This window comes from Streptomyces sp. NPDC046939 (genome assembly GCF_040644575.1).
Taxonomy (GTDB): domain Bacteria; phylum Actinomycetota; class Actinomycetes; order Streptomycetales; family Streptomycetaceae; genus Streptomyces.
This window is the reverse complement of the sequence record NZ_JBEYWV010000036.1, coordinates 43,933-59,112: the sequence shown is the minus strand read 5'-3', so window position 1 is coordinate 59,112 and position 15,180 is coordinate 43,933. Positions and strand designations below refer to the sequence as shown.

The window sequence follows — 15,180 nt, the reverse complement described above, 5'->3', positions numbered from 1 at the left end:
GGTCCCGCGTTTATCGGCGGCGCTGCCGCCGGGTCCGATATCGCGAAGGAGAAATTCCCCAGTGGCAGTCAGCAATCGAAGCAAACCCATAGTCGGCCAAATGCCGGAGGGTCATAGGGACACGCAGTCCTGGCCCCTCTCGGCCGAAATCGAGGACTTCCTCACCGAACCCGGCCAGGCCGTTCTCGTCACCTTGCGCCCCAACGGCACCCCCCACGCGGTGCCGGTGAGCTTCACCTGGGACAGCGAAGCGCGCCTCGCTCGAGTCATGACGGGCGGTCGGTCGAAGAAGGCCAGAAACCTGCTCGCGGCGCCCGGCAGCCGGGTCGCCCTGTGCCAGCGCGACAACATCTCCTCGTGGGTCACCCTCGAGGGCACCGGCACTGTCCATGACGACCCCGACCGGCTGGCGGACGGAGCACGCCGCTATGCCGAGCGCTACAAGAAGGAGTGGCTGAACCCGCCTGGCGCTGCGGTCATCGAGATCGCGGTCGACGTCGTCATGGCCCGCAACGTCTGAACCGCCGTCACCACCGGACCCGATGTCAGGAGCAACGACCATGCCTGCCTCTCCCGCCACTTCCACCAGCACAGCGGTCGAGCACGAGATCGTGGTCTCGGCCCCGGCCACCGCCGTCTACCGGCTGCTCGCCAAGGTGGCGAACTGGCCGAGGATCTTCCCCTCGGTCGTCCACGTCGACCAGGTCGAACCGCTGAGCCGCGGGGAACGCATCCGTGTCTGGGAGACCATGGACGGCAAGGTGAAGACCTGGACGACGACCCGGGTGTTCGACCCGTACGGACTGCGCATCGAGTTCCAGGAGGAGGAGCCCGGCCTGCCGGGGACGGTACAGGGTGCCTGGAGCATCGAGCCGAGGTCCGCGACCGAGTCCACGGTGCGTGTGCTGCGTACCTGCCCCACCGCCGGTCCGGCGGAGAGGGCGGGCGCCCTCGCCCGGGCGCATGAGCGGTCGCGCACGGAACTCGCCTCGCTCGGGCCCCGGCTGGAGTCCGCCCACGCCGCGACGACACTCACCTTCTCCTTCACCGACACCGTGCACATCGACGGGGCGGCCGAGGACGTCTACGACTTCATCCACGACGCGGACCGGTGGCAGGAGCGGCTGCCTCACGTGGCACGAGTGCGCCTGGCCGAGGACCCTTCGGGACTGCAGACGCTGGAGATGGACACGAGGTCCGCGGACGGCTCGACGCACACGACCGTCTCGCACCGGGTGACGTTCCCGCACCACAGGATCGCCTACCGGCAGTTCACCCTGCCCGCCCTGATGACTCTGCACACGGGCGTCTGGACGTTCAGGGACGACGACGGCGGAACGGCCGCGTCCTCGCAGCACACCGTGGTGCTCAACACGGACAACATCGCCGGGGTTCTCGGGCCGGACGCCGATGTGGCACGGGCCCGTGACTACGTCCGGACGGCGTTGAGCACGAACAGCACGGCGACGCTGCGCCTCGCGAAGGCGTACGCCGAGAGCCGGCGCTGACCACGACGCATCCGGGCCGCCGGCCGTCGGGCGGATCCCCGGCGGCCGGCGGCCCGGTGCGTCGTCCCGGGTTCAGCCGACGACCTGCGGACAGCGGTTCGTGAGGGCGCGCGGGGCGCGCCTCGTGCCCAGTACGTTGCGGTGGATGTCCAAGGCGGCTGTGGACTTGTTGAGGGTGATGTAGTGCAGGCCGGGAGCCCCCTCGGCCAGCAGCCGTTCGGCCATGGCGGTGGCGTGCTGCACCCCGATCCGGTGGCCCTCGGCCGGGTCGTCACGGGCCGCGTCCAGACGGCGGGCCAGTTCGTCGGGAAAAGCCGCACCGGAGAGCTCGGCGAACCGCGTGAGCTGCCGGACGTCGGTGGCCGGCATGATCTCCGGAATGATCGGGATGTCGCAGCCGGCGGCCACCACCCGGTCGCGCAGCCGCACGTAGTCCGACACGTCGAAGAACATCTGGGTGATCGCGTAGTCGGCGCCCGCCCGGCACTTGGCGACGAAGTGCCGGATGTCGCTGTCCCAGTCCGTTGAGCGCGGGTGCCGTTCGGGGAACGCCGCGACCCCGATCCGGAAGTCACCCAGCGTCCGTACCAGTGACACCAGTTCGTGTGCGTGGGAGAGGCCCTCCGGATGCGGGACCCAGGGTGCGCTGGGGTCACCGGGCGGATCGCCCCGCAGCACCAGGACGTCCCTGATCCCCGCGTCGGCATACTGGCCGATGACACGCCGCAGTTCCGCCACGCTGTGACCGACCGCGGTGAGATGGGCGACCGGGCGCAGGGTCGTCTCGGCGGCGATCCGGCGGGTCACGTCGACGGTGCGTTCGCGCGAGGACCCACCCGCGCCATAGGTGACGGACACGAAGTCCGGGGCGAACGGTTCGACGCGCCTGATGGCCTGCCACAGGACGCGTTCGCCCGCGGCCGTCTTCGGCGGGAAAAACTCGAAGGAGAACGTCACGGGAGCCATCAGTCCGCCTTCGCCGCCTTGCGCAGGGCATCGGCGCGGTCCGTGCGCTCCCAGGTGAAGTCCGCCAGTTCACGGCCGAAGTGGCCGTAGGAGGCGGTCCGGGCGTAGATCGGGCGGAGCAGGTCGAGATCGCGGATGATGGCTGCCGGGCGGAGGTCGAAGACCTCGGTGACGGCGCGTGAGATCGCGTCCTCGTCGACGGTGTGCGTCCCGAAAGTCTCCACGAACAGGCCGACCGGTTCGGCCTTGCCTATGGCGTAGGCGACCTGGACCTCGCAGCGCGCCGCCAGGCCGGCGGCGACGACGTTCTTGGCGACCCAGCGCATCGCGTACGCGGCCGAGCGGTCCACCTTGGACGGGTCCTTGCCGGAGAAGGCGCCGCCGCCGTGGCGGGCGTAGCCCCCGTACGTGTCGATGATGATCTTGCGGCCGGTGAGGCCCGCGTCGCCCATCGGACCGCCGATCTCGAACCGGCCCGTCGGGTTCACCAGCAAGCGGTGGTCCGCCGTGTCCAGCTTGATACCGTCGTCGGCCAGTTGCCGCAGTACGTGTTCGACGACATGCCTGCGGATGTCGGGCGTCAGCTGTGTCTCGAGGTCGATGTCGCCGGCGTGCTGGGACGACACCACCACGGTGTCGAGGCGGACCGCTCTGTCACCGTCGTACTCGACGGTGACCTGCGTCTTGCCGTCGGGGCGCAGGTAGGGGACGGTGCCGTCCTTGCGGACGTCCGCCAGCCGACGCGACAAGCGGTGTGCGAGCGTGATCGGCAGCGGCATCAGTTCCGGTGTCTCATCGCTCGCATAGCCGAACATCAGGCCCTGGTCGCCGGCGCCCTGCTGGTCGAGGCCGTCGGGTGCCGGGCTGTCCGTCCGCCTCTCGTACGCCACGTCGACGCCTTGCGCGATGTCGGGGGACTGTGCGCCGATCGATATCGACACACCGCAAGAGGCTCCGTCGAAACCCTTCGCCGACGAGTCGTAGCCGATCTCGATGATCTTGTCGCGCACGAGCTGCGCGATCGGTGCGTACGCCGTGGTCGTCACCTCACCGGCCACATGCACCTGACCGGTGGTGATCAGGGTCTCCACCGCGACTCGGGCGGTACGGTCCTGGCTCAGCAGGGCGTCCAGGATCGTGTCGCTGATCTGGTCGGCGATCTTGTCGGGGTGGCCTTCTGTCACGGACTCCGAGGTGAACAGTGAGCGGGGCATGGCACTCCAGCACGGTGGTGGGTGGGCACGCGGTCCGCTCCAGCAAAGCGTTCGCCGCCCTGGCCCGCCTCGAGCGCGGCTGGAAGCCCCGCCCGGCGACGGTCGTCCTTCCCGCCCACACGTGCGGTCCGGGCCGACGGACGCCGGTCAGCCCGTGGGTGCGAGTCGCTCCTTGGCCGCGTGGACGGACAGTGCGGCGAACGGCGACTCGCCCGCGGGATCGTCATCGGCCGCGAGGATGTACTGCTGCAGTCGACGCAGCCCAGCGGTCGGCTCCAGGCCGAGGTCCCGCACGAGGGTGGCGCGCAGCCGTCGGTAGACGTCCAGGGCTTCGCTGCGCCGTCCCGAGCGGTACAGCGCGAGCATGAACTGAGCGTGCAGGCTCTCGTGCGTGCGGTACCGGTTCACCAGAACGGTCAGCTCGGCCAGCGCCTCTCGGTGTCTGCCAAGGTGGAGTTCGGCCTCGATGCGCCGTTCCAAGGCGCACAGCCGGCTCTCGTGCAGACGCTTGATCTCCATCTCGAGCTGGGCCCCCGCCTGGACGTCGGCGAAGGCGGCTCCCGACCACAGGGTGAGGGCCTCGCGCAACTGCCGCGCCGCTCCGGCGAAGTCACCCGCGTCCATGGCCCGGTAGCCGAGCCCTGCCAGATGGTCGAACATCCGCACGTCGCTGCGTCCGTCGCCGCTCGACAGCAGGTACCCGCCGGGCATCGTCATCAGCACGTCCTTCGCGGCACGCCACTTCCCTCCCCCCAGCCCTTGTACCCCGCTTCTCTCACGAGCCGCGGTGATCAGTTCGCGCAACTGAAGGATGTACGTCTGCAGCGTGGTGCGCGCGGTGCGGGGTGGGTTGGCGCCCCAGAGCTCCTCCATCAAGGCGGAGACAGGCACCACTTGGTCGGCGTGCAACGCCAGCAGAGCCAGCACCTGCCGGGGCTTGGGGGCCGTCGGCGTGATCTGGGCCCCGTTCTCCCGTACCGACAACGCGCCGAGCACTTCGATGTCCACAGCTTCTCCCCTGAACCTGGACGGTGCCGCTCGCGGGGCGACCTCTACCGCCAACAGATTCAATGGGATCCAGGACCACCTGTCAATACCAAACCGGACAGCTGGTTTCTACTGCTGCACCACTCACCTCCAAGCACGCTCAGGCCCGGCCCATGCGCCTGCCTTGCGCAAGGACAAAAAGTTATATATCGCACTAACCATGAAGAGACCCACAGTCGTTCCTAGCGGCGCAACATCCTCTCCGGAACGAAAACAAGGAGCACAGACCGTTTCCTTCTACCGTCCGCAGGTCAAGTCCACGCACCGCACAGCGTCATCGCCAGCTGGATGGCGATCGATACGGGGGTACCCACTCACGGCGGCCCCAGGAGGCCGTGGACCGGCCGGCAACGCCTTCCGCATGCGATTCGCCCCGCCCGGCGGCCAGGGAGAGGAGTGTGACGGTGACGGCGGCCAACTCCTCTTCCGTCGCGTGCCCGCGCTCGATCCTCAACCACGTGCCCTTGCGTCCGGTGTCTTCCATGGCGCTCCTCTCCGTCCGACCCGACAATCGTCCGCGTGGGTGCTCGACCGCGGCTCAACGACGCCCGGAAGCCGGGCCGCACCCCCTGGCCCTCATGCCAGGCGCGACGTCGGGGCTCCGCGGTTGACCCAAACGCATCGGACCGCCAGCTGCATGTGCGGCAAACGGAGGTCAGGGGGGGCGCCCGAGAACAGCGCGGGCGGTTTGGAACGAGCGCGCCCGCAGGGGCGGCTTCTCGAGGGTCCCGAGCCCCGCATCCGTGCGGCCCGGCGAAGAGAGGGTCGTCACAGGTGGTCGCCGGATGCGAGAAAATCGACCGGCCGGACGACCTGTACCGGACGGGCACCATTGGATCTTCCCGAAGCGGTTCCTATCTGCGGCTACTGCCCCTTGACAGCAATTGGATTCTGCGCCTCGCGAGCAAGGGGGCACCTCGCATTGCGGCTACAGTGCGTCACGCCCTCGCCTTTCCCTAAACGGAACCGACCGATCACCTTGAAAATGAAACCGGTGAGTCTGTATCTTACGGCGCACGCTTCCAAACACTTCCCGGGGGGAACGGTCATGAGCAGTGCGGCAGCGTCTCTGACAAAAGAAGTTCGGGGCATCGACGCGCCCCCTGAGCCCATCGAACTTCCCAGACTCACGACTACCGTGCCCAAGGAATACGTGCACCGTGCATCGCTCGCGGAGGTGTTCCTCACCAGCTGCGAGAAGGTCGACGAAAGTACGTTCATGCTCACCGGCCAGTGGCCACGGGCCCATACGTTCTTCACCAGCATGGACGGCCGAAGTCATGATCACTTGCAGGCTGTCGAGACGGTTCGGCAAATCGGAATATTTCTCGCTCACTCCGAGTTCGGAATCCCGCTGGGCCATCAATTCGTGATGCGGGACATCTCCGCCACCACCCACCCCGAACACCTTGGGATAAGACAGGCACCCAGCGATCTGAAGATCGAGACGACCTTCACCAGGGAGCGGCGCGACACCGTCCTCGGCGTCGACATCACCATCCGCCGCGACGGCCACGTCGTGGCCACGGGCGGCGGACACTTCACATGCGTCTCCCCCGCCGCCTACCGCAGGCTGCGCGGCACCGCCCTCAGCAACTCGATCGACTACCGCCCCACCAGTGAGAACCCCGAGGACTACGGCCGTACTCTGCCCATGGATCTGGTGCTGGCCGCGACGGACCGTCCCGGCGTCTGGCGGCTCAACCCGGATCCCGAGCACCCCGTCATGTTCGACCACGCGGGTGATCACATGCCCGGGATGGTTCTGCTCGAGGCCTCACGTCAAGCCGCCTGTGCTCTGCTCGGCCCGGGATCCTCCGTGCTTCCCATGTCGACGGTCAACACCTTCCAGCGGTACGCCGAGTTCAGCGAGGAGTGCCTGATCGAGGCCGAGCAACTGCCCGCCCGGCATCCCGGCATGGCGACCGTCCAGGTCATCGGCCGCCAATTCGGTGAGCAGGTGTTCCGCACCCAGCTCTCCGGACCTCGGGTACGCAGTGCGCGGCTGCGCGCGGAGGACCTGAAAGACGTGCTGCTGCGGCCGCCGACCCCGCACGTCGCCCCGGTGGCCGTCGGTTGACCGTCCCCTAATGCCGCGCCCGGTGCACGATCGCCTCCTTCCGCGTTCGCGCACCGGGCGCGTCCGCTCACGCCGTGCGTGAGGTCCGCCCGAGCCCCGCGCCTTCGGAGCGACAGGCATTTTCCGGTGCCTCTCGCGCGCAATCGGGCCGGCGAACCGCGGGTTCACTGTGTGGTCCCGCCAGGAGTGAAACGTGTAAGGACAGCAACGGCTGTGTGCCCGTGTTTCCTTGCATGCCCGAATGTTTTCCGGCCTGGCACTGGAAAACCACTAAAGAGTCGCTGCATATGCACTGGAGACCAGGGCGCCGACGACCGCGCCGATTCTCCGTGGCATCACCCACTATCACCTGACGGCGCTGGCGGGTCCTGGTTTCCCGGCACCGCGCTTTCCTCGACGCGGCCCCCGTACAGGTGAATCCGAGGGGAGGACGGACCCGTCTTTCGGCGTCTATGGTGACGCCGGTCTAAAGCGCCCTCGGGCATGAGGGCATGTCAATTCGAGGAGAAGCATGTCAAGAACAATCAAGCCCTGGGCCGGTGCCTTCCTGACGACAGCGATCACGGTCGGACTCTCAGCGTCCTCGATACCGAGCTCGGCCGCGGACTCCGCCGCCTCGCACCGGCACCGCGCCGGGGTCGCGTCCACCCCCGTCGTCGTGGCGACGGGGCTGCACAACCCCAGGGACCTGACGGTGCAGCGCGACGGTTCGGTCCTGGTCGCGGAGTCGGGCAGCGGCTCGGGAACGGCGTGCCAGACCCGGCCCGGCCCGCCGGTACGCTGCTTCGGTCTGACCGGGTCCATCTACAAGGTGGCAGGCCGCAAGAAGGGCCGCGTCGTCACCGGTCTGCCCTCCCAGGAACTCGCCCCGTACGGCGGCCCGAGCAGCGTCTACGGGCTGAACCAGGTCGAGGCCGCGGGCAACGGTTCCTACCGGGGGGTCTACGGTCTCATCGGCCTGCCGAGCACCCGCACGGACCTCGGCGCGGGCAGCGGACCGCTCGCCACCCTCAGCATCGTCAATGGCAAGGTGCTCGGTGACCTGGCCGCGCACGAGGCGGAGCACGACCCTGACGCGGTCCTCGGCAACACCCTGCCGGCGTCCAACCCGCAACGGTTCGTCAGGGACGGCAAGGACTTCCTGGTCACCGATGCCGCTGCCAACGATGTGATCCGTGTCCACCCCGACGGCACGACGGAGACCGAGGTGGTCCTCCCGAACAACGTGCTGCCTGCGACCTCCGCGGGTGCCGCGGCCGGGACGACCGCCGAGGGAAGCAAGGCCGAGGCGGTGCCGACCGGCATCGTGCGCGGCCGCGACGGAGCCTTCTACATCTCCGACCTGAGCGGGGCCCACAACGGTCTCGGCCGGCTCTGGCGCTACGTGGCGGGCAGCGAGCCGACCGTCTTCGCCGACGGTCTGTCCTCCGTCATCGACCTCGCCGTGGCCCCGAACGGCGACCTGATCGCCCTGTCGTACTCCACGGGCAACGCGCCGGGTACTCCGACCGGTGCCCTGAACCGGATCGACAGACGTACCGGAGCCCTCACCCCGATCAAGAGCGACACTCCGCTGACCATGCCCACGGGCCTGGACGTCACCCGTCGCGGTGACATCTACATCACCAACAACTCCCTGTCGAGCGAGGGCGAACTGCTGAAGTTCCGCGCTCTCTGACCCGCCGGGCGGGCCCGCACGACACGCCCGCGACATGACACCTGTGCCGGTCCACAACCGCAGCAATGCGGGCGTGGGCCGGCACACGTGTGTCAGGAAGAAGTGCGGGGCGTCAATGGGCGAGCAGCGCTCTCGACCGGAACACAAGCAGACCTTGGCAGCCTGTGCACCGCACCGTTGTCCGGTACGGCGAAAGAGGCGAGCATGATTCGATCCGAGGGACGCGTGCGGCCGTGGCTGCTGCGGGGCCTGCGCTCGGTATGGCGGTCCCTGGTGTGTATGGGCGCCGTCTACACGGGCCCGGTCGTGTACTACTACGCGGTCTCTCAGTTTGCGGCGGCGACCGGCACACATGACCCGTTCGCCCGGTACGCACCGGGCGGGCTGCAGCTGGTGGCAGGAGCCCCGTGCAGTCTGCCGCCCGGTCACCCCGAGCGCGTACGCGCGGACCTACCCCTGTCCGAGACGGAGCAGCGGCTGGCCCGCGAGCTGTGAACAGTGAGGGAGCGTATGCACACCTATGTTGTCGTCGACGCGTTCTCCAGACACCCCCTGAACGGCAACCCGGTCGCCGTGTTCCTCCACGGCGACGACCTGAGCGGTCCTCAGATGCAGCGCATCGCACGGGAGATGAACCTGTCGGAGACCACGTTCGTGCTGCGCCCCCGCGAGGGTGGTGACGCTCGTGTGCGGATCTTCACCCCTGTCAATGAACTCCCCTTCGCCGGGCACCCGTTGCTTGGCACCGCGGTGGCCCTGGGTACCCGCACCGGCGCGGACCGCCTACGGCTCGAGACCGCCAAGGGAGTCATTCCCTTCACCTTCGAAGAAGCCGAACAGGGCGACCTGCGGATCCGGATGCGCCAGCCGGTGCCCACGTGGAGCCCGTTCGACCGCACCGCCGAACTGCTCCGGGCGCTGGGTGTCGCCGCGGCGTCACTGCCCGTCGAGATCTATGTGAACGGCCCGCGGCACGTGCTGGTGGGTCTCGACAGCGTGGCGGCTCTCTCGAAGCTGGATCCGGACCATCGGGCGCTGTCCCGCTTCCTCGACCTCGCCGTCAATTGCATCGCCGGGCAGGGCAGCACCTGGCACAACCGCATGTTCTCACCCGCGTACGGCGTGGTGGAGGACGCGGCGACCGGATCCGCCGCCGGCCCTGTCGCCATCCACCTGGCGCGGCACGGCCTGAGCCCGTACGGCCGCCCCGTCAGCATCGTCCAGGGCACGGAGATCGGCCGCCCCTCTCTCATGGAGGCCCTCGTCCACGGACAGGGCGACCGGGTCGACTCCGTCGAGGTCGCGGGCCACGGCGTCGTGGCCGCCGAGGGGGTGCTGCATGTCTGATCCGCTCACGCCGCGCGCTTCCCGGGCCTCGGAATCGCTCACCGGTACCAGGACCGTGCCCTTCCCCGAGTACGCCGATCCGCCCGCCCAGCCGATGGCGCTGCTCGCGACGTGGCTCGAGCGCGCAGCGGCCCTCGGCGTCCGTGAACCGCGTGCGCTGGCTCTCGCAACCGCCGATGCGCGGGGCCGCACCTCGTCACGCATCGTGGTGCTCGGCCCGGCGACGCCGGACGGCCTCGACTTCGTCACCCACGCCTCCAGCAGGAAGGGGCGCGAGCTGGCCGGGAACCCCTGGGCCTCGGGCGTCCTGTACTGGAGGGAGACGAGCCAGCAGATCACCGTGGCCGGTCCGGTGCACCGGTTGCCGGACGACCAGGCGGAGGCCCGGTGGCACGAACGGCCGGTGTTCACCCACGCCATGAGCACCGCCTCCCACCAGAGCGGACCGCTCGGCGATCCGGCCGCCGTTGCCGAACTGCGGGATCGGGCGCGGGCGTTGGGATCCCCGCCGAGGGCTCTGCCCCGTCCCGAGCGGTTCGCGGCCTACCGGCTCGTCCCCGCCTCGGTCGAGTTCTGGTCGAACGGCACCGACCGGCTGCACGAGCGCCTGCGCTACGAGCGCACCGTCGGCGGCTGGCGGACGAGCAGGCTGCAGCCGTGAGCCGTCGCACCATGGTCGCGCCACGGCCCGTCGCGGGACCTGCAAGCGGTGCGCACCGCCGCCGTCCTCTTCCCACTCCCTGAGAAACTTGGAGACCACCATGGCAACGAGGCCGACGACGCCGACAAGGCCGTTGGCGCTGCCGGGGTCGGCGATGACACCGGGCCAGCTCGACCTGTGGCTCATCCGCAGCCCCGAGGACAGCGCACAGGCGGATCTGGATCTGGACCTGTCCGATCTCGATGAGGCGGAACGAGCCCGGACCGACGGTTTCCGCAGGCGTTCGGACGGTTTGCTCTACGCCACCGCGCACGTGGGGCTGCGCCGCCTGCTCAGCCGCTACACCGGTCAGGCGCCCGGGAAGGTGCGGTTCACGCGCGAGCCGTGCCCCGGCTGCGGCGCATCGCACGGCCGCCCCGCCCTGGCCGGTTCACCGGTGCCGCTGCACTTCTCGCTCTCGCACAGTTCCGGCGTGGCCCTGCTGGGTTTCGCCTCCGTGCCGGTCGGTGTGGACGTGGAGCGGCTGCCGCGCGAGGACACCGTCGACACCTGCGAAACCGCCCTGCACCCGAGCGAACGCGCGGAGCTGGCCGCGGTGCCGACGGCGGACCGACGTGCCGTCTTCGGCTGGTTGTGGACGCGCAAGGAAGCACATCTGAAGGCGCTCGGCGTGGGCCTCAGCCGCGGGACAGCCCGAGACTACCTGGGGGTCTGCGGAGCCGAGCAGCCCTCGGACTGGGCGGTGCACAGCATCCCCTGCTTCACCGACTACGTCGCCGCTGTGGTGGTTCCGCGCTCCGGCCCCACCGAGGCGGGGGTGCGCTGCATACCGGCGAACTGGCTCGACGCCTCCGACGCATGGCGCACGGAGACTGCGCCCGCAGGCGTCCGGCTCCCCCTCGCGGTGGCGAGCCGCACCACCACTCCGCTGGCTCTGTGGTCCCTCCCGATGCTCTCCAGCACGCATGTGGCCCGGTAACCGGTCGTCACACCAGCACGCTCGCCGTTCGCCCGCCCGCCCGAGGAGGACCGCATGCCCCACACCACCGGCACTCTGCACCACCGCATCGACGAGTTGAGAACCCGCAGACGAAACGCTGCGGAGGGCCCTGACACCGCGGCGACCGAGCGCCAGCACGGCAAGGGCAAGCTCACCGCGCACGAGCGGATAGAGCTGCTCTTCGACAAGGGCTCCTTCAACGAGGTGGAACCGCTGCGCAAACACCGGGCGACGGGCTTCGGACTCGAGGCCAGGCGGCCCGACGGGGACGGCGTCGTCACCGGCTGGGGGACAGTGGACGGCCGGACCGTCTTCGTCTACGCCCATGACTTCCGGGTCTTCGGCGGTGCGCTCGGCGAGGCTCATGCCGAGAAGATCCACAAGATCATGGATCTCGCCGAGGCGGCCGGGGCGCCGCTGGTGTCGCTGAACGACGGCGCGGGGGCCCGCATCCAGGAAGGTGTCTCCGCACTGGCCGGCTACGGCGGCATCTTCCGGCGCAACACACGTGTGTCCGGGGTCATCCCGCAGATCTCGGTCATGCTGGGTCCCTGCGCGGGTGGCGCCGCCTACTCGCCCGCCCTCACCGACTTCGTCTTCATGGTGCGCGACACCGCGCAGATGTTCATCACCGGGCCGGACGTCGTCAGAGCCGTGACCGGTGAGGAGATCACCCACAACGCGCTGGGCGGGGCGGATGTGCACGCGGGCAGCTCGGGCGTGGCCCACTTCGCCTACGACGACGAGGAGCACTGCCTGGAGGAGGTGCGCTACCTCTTGTCGCTGTTGCCCGCGAACAATCGGGAGCAGGCCCCCGTCGTACCGACCGATGACCCCGTGGACCGGCCCAACGACCGTCTGCTCGACCTGATCCCGGTCGAGCAGGGTCAGGCGTACGACGTCCGCAAGGTGATCCAGGAGATCGTCGACGACGGTGAGTACTTCGAGATCCACCCGGCGTGGGCGACGAACATCGTCTGCGCGCTGACCCGGCTCGACGGCCAAGTGGTGGGTGTCGTGGCCAATCAGCCGGCCAGTCTCGCGGGCGTCCTCGACATAGAGGCGTCCGAGAAGGGCGCCAGGTTCGTGCAGTTCTGTGACGCCTTCAACATCCCCCTGGTCACCCTGGTCGATGTCCCCGGTTTTCTGCCGGGGGTGGACCAGGAGCACAACGGCATCATCCGCCGGGGGGCGAAGCTGCTCTTCGCCTACTGCAACGCGACCGTGCCCCGGATCTCACTGGTGCTGCGCAAGGCGTACGGCGGGGCCTACATCGTCATGGACTCCCGCTCCATCGGAGCCGACCTGGCCCTCGCCTGGCCGATCAACGAGATCGCGGTGATGGGCGCCGAGGGCGCGGCCAACGTGGTGTTCCGGCGTGAGATCAATGCGGCCGACGACCCCGAGGAGGTCCGCGCGAAGCGCATCAAGGAGTACCGGGAAGAGTTGATGCATCCGTACTACGCGGCCGAGCGCGGCCTCCTGGACGACGTCATCGACCCGCGTGAGACACGCGCGGTGCTGATCCGGTCGCTGGCCATGCTCCGCACGAAACACGCCGAGCTGCCCTCCCGCAAGCACGGGAACGCGCCGCAGTGACGGCCATGAGTCACCCGCCCGTGGCCTCCGCCGCCCCCGGCACCGTCCGGGCCACACCCGTCGTCCTCGACGCGGGTGACGCGCGCCTGTCCGGCCTGCTCGCCCAACCGCCGCACGCCGCTCCCCACGCCGTGGTCGTCGCCGTCCACGGCGGCGGGATGCGGGCCGGTTACTTCGACAGCCGGGCACGCGCGGGCCTGTCCCTGCTGACGCTCGGGGCGCAGCTCGGTTACACCGTCCTTGCCGTCGACCGGCCCGGTTACGGAGCATCGGCCGACCGCTTCCCGCGCGGGGTGACGCTGGCCGGACAGGCCCGGCTCCTGCGTTCCGCGCTGGCCTTCTTCGCCAGCTCGCAGGAGACCGGTGCCGGGTTCTTCGTCGTCGGCCACTCGAACGGCGCGAAGCTGGCCCTGACGCTTGCCGCAGACGCTCCCGCCTCACGGATCATCGGTGCGGACGTCTCCGGGCTCGGTACCCGGCCGGCGGTGACCGCCGACGAACTGCCCGGCCCGGCCGGGCACGGCGACTGGCGGCGGCACTGGGGCGCGCTGCGGCTGTACCCGCCGGACGCCTTCCGCTTCGGCCGCGAACTGATCGCGCCGGTTCCCGCGGCGGAGGCCGAGGAGGCGGTGGACTGGCCCCGGGCCTATCCGCGGCTGGCCGCCCGCATCGAGGTTCCGGTCAGGTTCACCTTCGCCGAGCAGGAGCGGTGGTGGCTGCACGACGACGCGGCCGTCGCCGAACTGCTCCGCCCGTTGAAGGCCGCGAAGGCCAGTGTCGACCGGCTCGCAGACGCCGGGCACAACATCAGCCTCGGCTGGGCGGCACGCACTTATCACCTGCGGGTCCTGGCCTTCCTCGAGGAGTGCCTGCTCGCCCGTGACGCGGCGCCCGCCGTCTCCGCTCGTCGTCATTTGATCGTCAGCAAGGGTCCTGAAGCATCCACGCGAAAGGGGAACGTGTCATGAAGGCACTGGTGTTGTCGGGCGGAGCAGGCACACGGCTGCGTCCCTTCAGTCATTCCATGCCCAAGCAACTGATTCCGATAGCCAACCGGCCGGTGCTCGAGCACGTCCTCAACGGCGTGCGTGACCTCGGGATAACCGAGGTCGGCGTCATCGTCGGCGACCGTTCCGCGCAGATTGTCGCTGCGATCGGTGACGGCTCCCGGCTGGGGCTCGACGTCACCTACATACACCAGGAAGAACCCCGCGGTCTGGCGCACTGTGTGGTGCTGGCGCGGGAGTTCCTGGGCGACGACGACTTCGTCATGTACCTGGGCGACAACATGCTGCCGGACGGGGTCACGGACATCGCGCAGGACTTCCTCGATCACCGCCCCGCGGCCCAGGTCGTCGTGCACAAGGTCGCCGATCCCCGGTCCTTCGGCGTGGCCGAGCTCGACCCCGAGGGCCGCATCGAGCGACTGGTCGAGAAGCCCAGGGAGCCGCGGAGCGATCTGGCCCTCATCGGCGTCTACTTCTTCACTCCGGCGATCCACGAGGCGGTCGCCGCGATCAGCCCGAGCGCCCGCGGCGAGCTGGAGATCACCGACGCCATCCAATGGCTGGTGACCGAGGGCGTGCAGGTGTCCGCCAGCGTATACGGCGGCTACTGGAAGGACACCGGCAAGGTCGACGATGTCCTGGAGTGCAACAACAAACTGTTGGAAGGGCTGGTTTCCTCCGTCGAGGGCGAGGTGGACGCCGCCAGCGAACTGGTCGGTCCGGTCGTCGTCGAGAAGGGCGCTCGCGTCGTGGCGTCTCGCATCGTCGGACCTGTCATCGTGGGCGCCGGCACCACGGTCGAGCACAGCCACGTAGGCCCGAATACCTCCATCGGCGACAACTGCGTCCTGCGGCGGACCTACATGGACTCCTCCATAGCACTCGAGGGCGCGCAAGTCACAGACGTACGGGGCCTGCACGGTTCTCTCATCGGCCGGAACTCTTGTGTCGGTCCGGCGGCCGCGCCCTCGTCGCACCACCGGCTGGTCGTCGGGGACCACACCAGGATCGAGGTCGCCGCATGAGCGGCACGATCACCGGCCTCAGTGGCACGACGGCACGGCAGTGAGCGG

Annotated in this window: 15 protein-coding genes; 11 read left to right on the top strand and 4 right to left on the bottom strand. The window is 69.3% G+C overall.

Features of this window, described 5'->3' with window-relative positions; translation table 11 throughout:
• Nucleotides 1-100 precede the first annotated feature (100 nt).
• A complete protein-coding gene (locus ABZ877_RS31760; protein ID WP_361078273.1) occupies nucleotides 101-520 on the top strand; it encodes a TIGR03618 family F420-dependent PPOX class oxidoreductase in 420 nt (139 codons plus the stop codon).
• 40 nt (nucleotides 521-560) lie between these two features.
• Nucleotides 561-1,508 (top strand): aromatase/cyclase, encoded by a 948-nt coding sequence (locus tag ABZ877_RS31755; protein ID WP_361078270.1) that lies wholly within the window; start codon nucleotides 561-563, stop codon nucleotides 1,506-1,508.
• A gap of 72 nt (nucleotides 1,509-1,580) precedes the next feature.
• On the opposite strand, the gene metF is transcribed toward ABZ877_RS31755, so the two are convergent.
• From metF to ABZ877_RS31735, 4 genes are all read right to left on the bottom strand, one after another.
• Nucleotides 1,581-2,474: a methylenetetrahydrofolate reductase [NAD(P)H] gene (gene metF, locus ABZ877_RS31750; RefSeq protein ID WP_361078267.1), complete on the bottom strand. Its 894-nt coding sequence runs from the start codon at nucleotides 2,472-2,474 to the stop codon at nucleotides 1,581-1,583.
• Nucleotides 2,474-3,688, bottom strand: a complete 1,215-nt coding sequence (gene metK / locus ABZ877_RS31745) for a methionine adenosyltransferase (protein ID WP_361078264.1) — start codon at nucleotides 3,686-3,688, stop codon at nucleotides 2,474-2,476. The genes metF and metK overlap by 1 nt, the downstream gene beginning before the upstream one ends.
• A 147-nt stretch (nucleotides 3,689-3,835) precedes the next feature.
• Entirely contained in the window at nucleotides 3,836-4,696 is an 861-nt protein-coding gene (locus tag ABZ877_RS31740; RefSeq protein WP_361078261.1) for an AfsR/SARP family transcriptional regulator, read from the bottom strand.
• A 313-nt stretch (nucleotides 4,697-5,009) separates the two neighbouring features.
• Nucleotides 5,010-5,219: an acyl-CoA carboxylase subunit epsilon gene (locus ABZ877_RS31735; RefSeq protein ID WP_361078258.1), complete on the bottom strand. Its 210-nt coding sequence runs from the start codon at nucleotides 5,217-5,219 to the stop codon at nucleotides 5,010-5,012.
• 564 nt (nucleotides 5,220-5,783) lie between these two features.
• On the opposite strand from ABZ877_RS31735, the gene ABZ877_RS31730 reads away from it, so the two are divergent.
• The 9 genes from ABZ877_RS31730 to ABZ877_RS31690 all read left to right on the top strand — a co-directional run bounded on the left by ABZ877_RS31730 (nucleotide 5,784) and on the right by ABZ877_RS31690 (nucleotide 15,132).
• Nucleotides 5,784-6,815 (top strand): ScbA/BarX family gamma-butyrolactone biosynthesis protein, encoded by a 1,032-nt coding sequence (locus ABZ877_RS31730; RefSeq protein WP_361078255.1) that lies wholly within the window; start codon nucleotides 5,784-5,786, stop codon nucleotides 6,813-6,815.
• A gap of 511 nt (nucleotides 6,816-7,326) precedes the next feature.
• Nucleotides 7,327-8,493, top strand: a complete 1,167-nt coding sequence (locus ABZ877_RS31725) for a ScyD/ScyE family protein (protein ID WP_361078253.1) — start codon at nucleotides 7,327-7,329, stop codon at nucleotides 8,491-8,493.
• A gap of 204 nt (nucleotides 8,494-8,697) precedes the next feature.
• The gene (locus ABZ877_RS31720) at nucleotides 8,698-8,988 is read left to right on the top strand and encodes a DUF6059 family protein (protein WP_361078250.1); all 291 of its coding nucleotides are present in this window, start codon (nucleotides 8,698-8,700) and stop codon (nucleotides 8,986-8,988) included.
• Between the two features lie 15 nt (nucleotides 8,989-9,003).
• Nucleotides 9,004-9,840: a PhzF family phenazine biosynthesis isomerase gene (locus ABZ877_RS31715; RefSeq protein ID WP_361078247.1), complete on the top strand. Its 837-nt coding sequence runs from the start codon at nucleotides 9,004-9,006 to the stop codon at nucleotides 9,838-9,840.
• Nucleotides 9,833-10,501 carry a phenazine biosynthesis FMN-dependent oxidase PhzG gene (phzG, locus tag ABZ877_RS31710; protein ID WP_361078244.1) on the top strand — a complete coding sequence of 223 codons (669 nt, stop codon included), beginning with the start codon at nucleotides 9,833-9,835 and terminating at the stop codon, nucleotides 10,499-10,501. The genes ABZ877_RS31715 and phzG overlap by 8 nt, the downstream gene beginning before the upstream one ends.
• A 100-nt stretch (nucleotides 10,502-10,601) precedes the next feature.
• Nucleotides 10,602-11,480 (top strand): 4'-phosphopantetheinyl transferase superfamily protein, encoded by an 879-nt coding sequence (locus tag ABZ877_RS31705; protein ID WP_361078241.1) that lies wholly within the window; start codon nucleotides 10,602-10,604, stop codon nucleotides 11,478-11,480.
• 54 nt (nucleotides 11,481-11,534) lie between these two features.
• Nucleotides 11,535-13,100 (top strand): acyl-CoA carboxylase subunit beta, encoded by a 1,566-nt coding sequence (locus ABZ877_RS31700; RefSeq protein ID WP_361078239.1) that lies wholly within the window; start codon nucleotides 11,535-11,537, stop codon nucleotides 13,098-13,100.
• Nucleotides 13,101-13,105: 5 nt separating this feature from the next.
• Entirely contained in the window at nucleotides 13,106-14,068 is a 963-nt protein-coding gene (locus tag ABZ877_RS31695; protein WP_361078236.1) for an alpha/beta hydrolase, read from the top strand.
• Nucleotides 14,065-15,132, top strand: a complete 1,068-nt coding sequence (locus ABZ877_RS31690; RefSeq protein WP_361078233.1) for a glucose-1-phosphate thymidylyltransferase — start codon at nucleotides 14,065-14,067, stop codon at nucleotides 15,130-15,132. Before ABZ877_RS31695 ends, ABZ877_RS31690 begins: the two co-directional genes overlap by 4 nt.
• The last annotated feature ends 48 nt before the right edge of the window (nucleotides 15,133-15,180 follow it).

What these genes read in the sequence shown, in the direction of transcription:
- ABZ877_RS31755 (WP_361078270.1), top strand. Translation starts at nt 561, where the DNA reads ATGCCTGCCTCTCCCGCCACTTCCACCAGCACAGCGGTCGAGCACGAG.
- metF (WP_361078267.1), bottom strand. Translation starts at nt 2,474, where the DNA reads ATGGCTCCCGTGACGTTCTCCTTCGAGTTTTTCCCGCCGAAGACGGCC.
- ABZ877_RS31690 (WP_361078233.1), top strand. Translation starts at nt 14,065, where the DNA reads ATGAAGGCACTGGTGTTGTCGGGCGGAGCAGGCACACGGCTGCGTCCC.
- ABZ877_RS31700 (WP_361078239.1), top strand. Translation starts at nt 11,535, where the DNA reads ATGCCCCACACCACCGGCACTCTGCACCACCGCATCGACGAGTTGAGA.
- ABZ877_RS31725 (WP_361078253.1), top strand. Translation starts at nt 7,327, where the DNA reads ATGTCAAGAACAATCAAGCCCTGGGCCGGTGCCTTCCTGACGACAGCG.
- ABZ877_RS31695 (WP_361078236.1), top strand. Translation starts at nt 13,106, where the DNA reads ATGAGTCACCCGCCCGTGGCCTCCGCCGCCCCCGGCACCGTCCGGGCC.
- ABZ877_RS31760 (WP_361078273.1), top strand. Translation starts at nt 101, where the DNA reads ATGCCGGAGGGTCATAGGGACACGCAGTCCTGGCCCCTCTCGGCCGAA.
- phzG (WP_361078244.1), top strand. Translation starts at nt 9,833, where the DNA reads ATGTCTGATCCGCTCACGCCGCGCGCTTCCCGGGCCTCGGAATCGCTC.
- ABZ877_RS31730 (WP_361078255.1), top strand. Translation starts at nt 5,784, where the DNA reads ATGAGCAGTGCGGCAGCGTCTCTGACAAAAGAAGTTCGGGGCATCGAC.
- ABZ877_RS31735 (WP_361078258.1), bottom strand. Translation starts at nt 5,219, where the DNA reads ATGGAAGACACCGGACGCAAGGGCACGTGGTTGAGGATCGAGCGCGGG.
- ABZ877_RS31705 (WP_361078241.1), top strand. Translation starts at nt 10,602, where the DNA reads ATGGCAACGAGGCCGACGACGCCGACAAGGCCGTTGGCGCTGCCGGGG.
- ABZ877_RS31720 (WP_361078250.1), top strand. Translation starts at nt 8,698, where the DNA reads ATGATTCGATCCGAGGGACGCGTGCGGCCGTGGCTGCTGCGGGGCCTG.
- metK (WP_361078264.1), bottom strand. Translation starts at nt 3,688, where the DNA reads ATGCCCCGCTCACTGTTCACCTCGGAGTCCGTGACAGAAGGCCACCCC.
- ABZ877_RS31715 (WP_361078247.1), top strand. Translation starts at nt 9,004, where the DNA reads ATGCACACCTATGTTGTCGTCGACGCGTTCTCCAGACACCCCCTGAAC.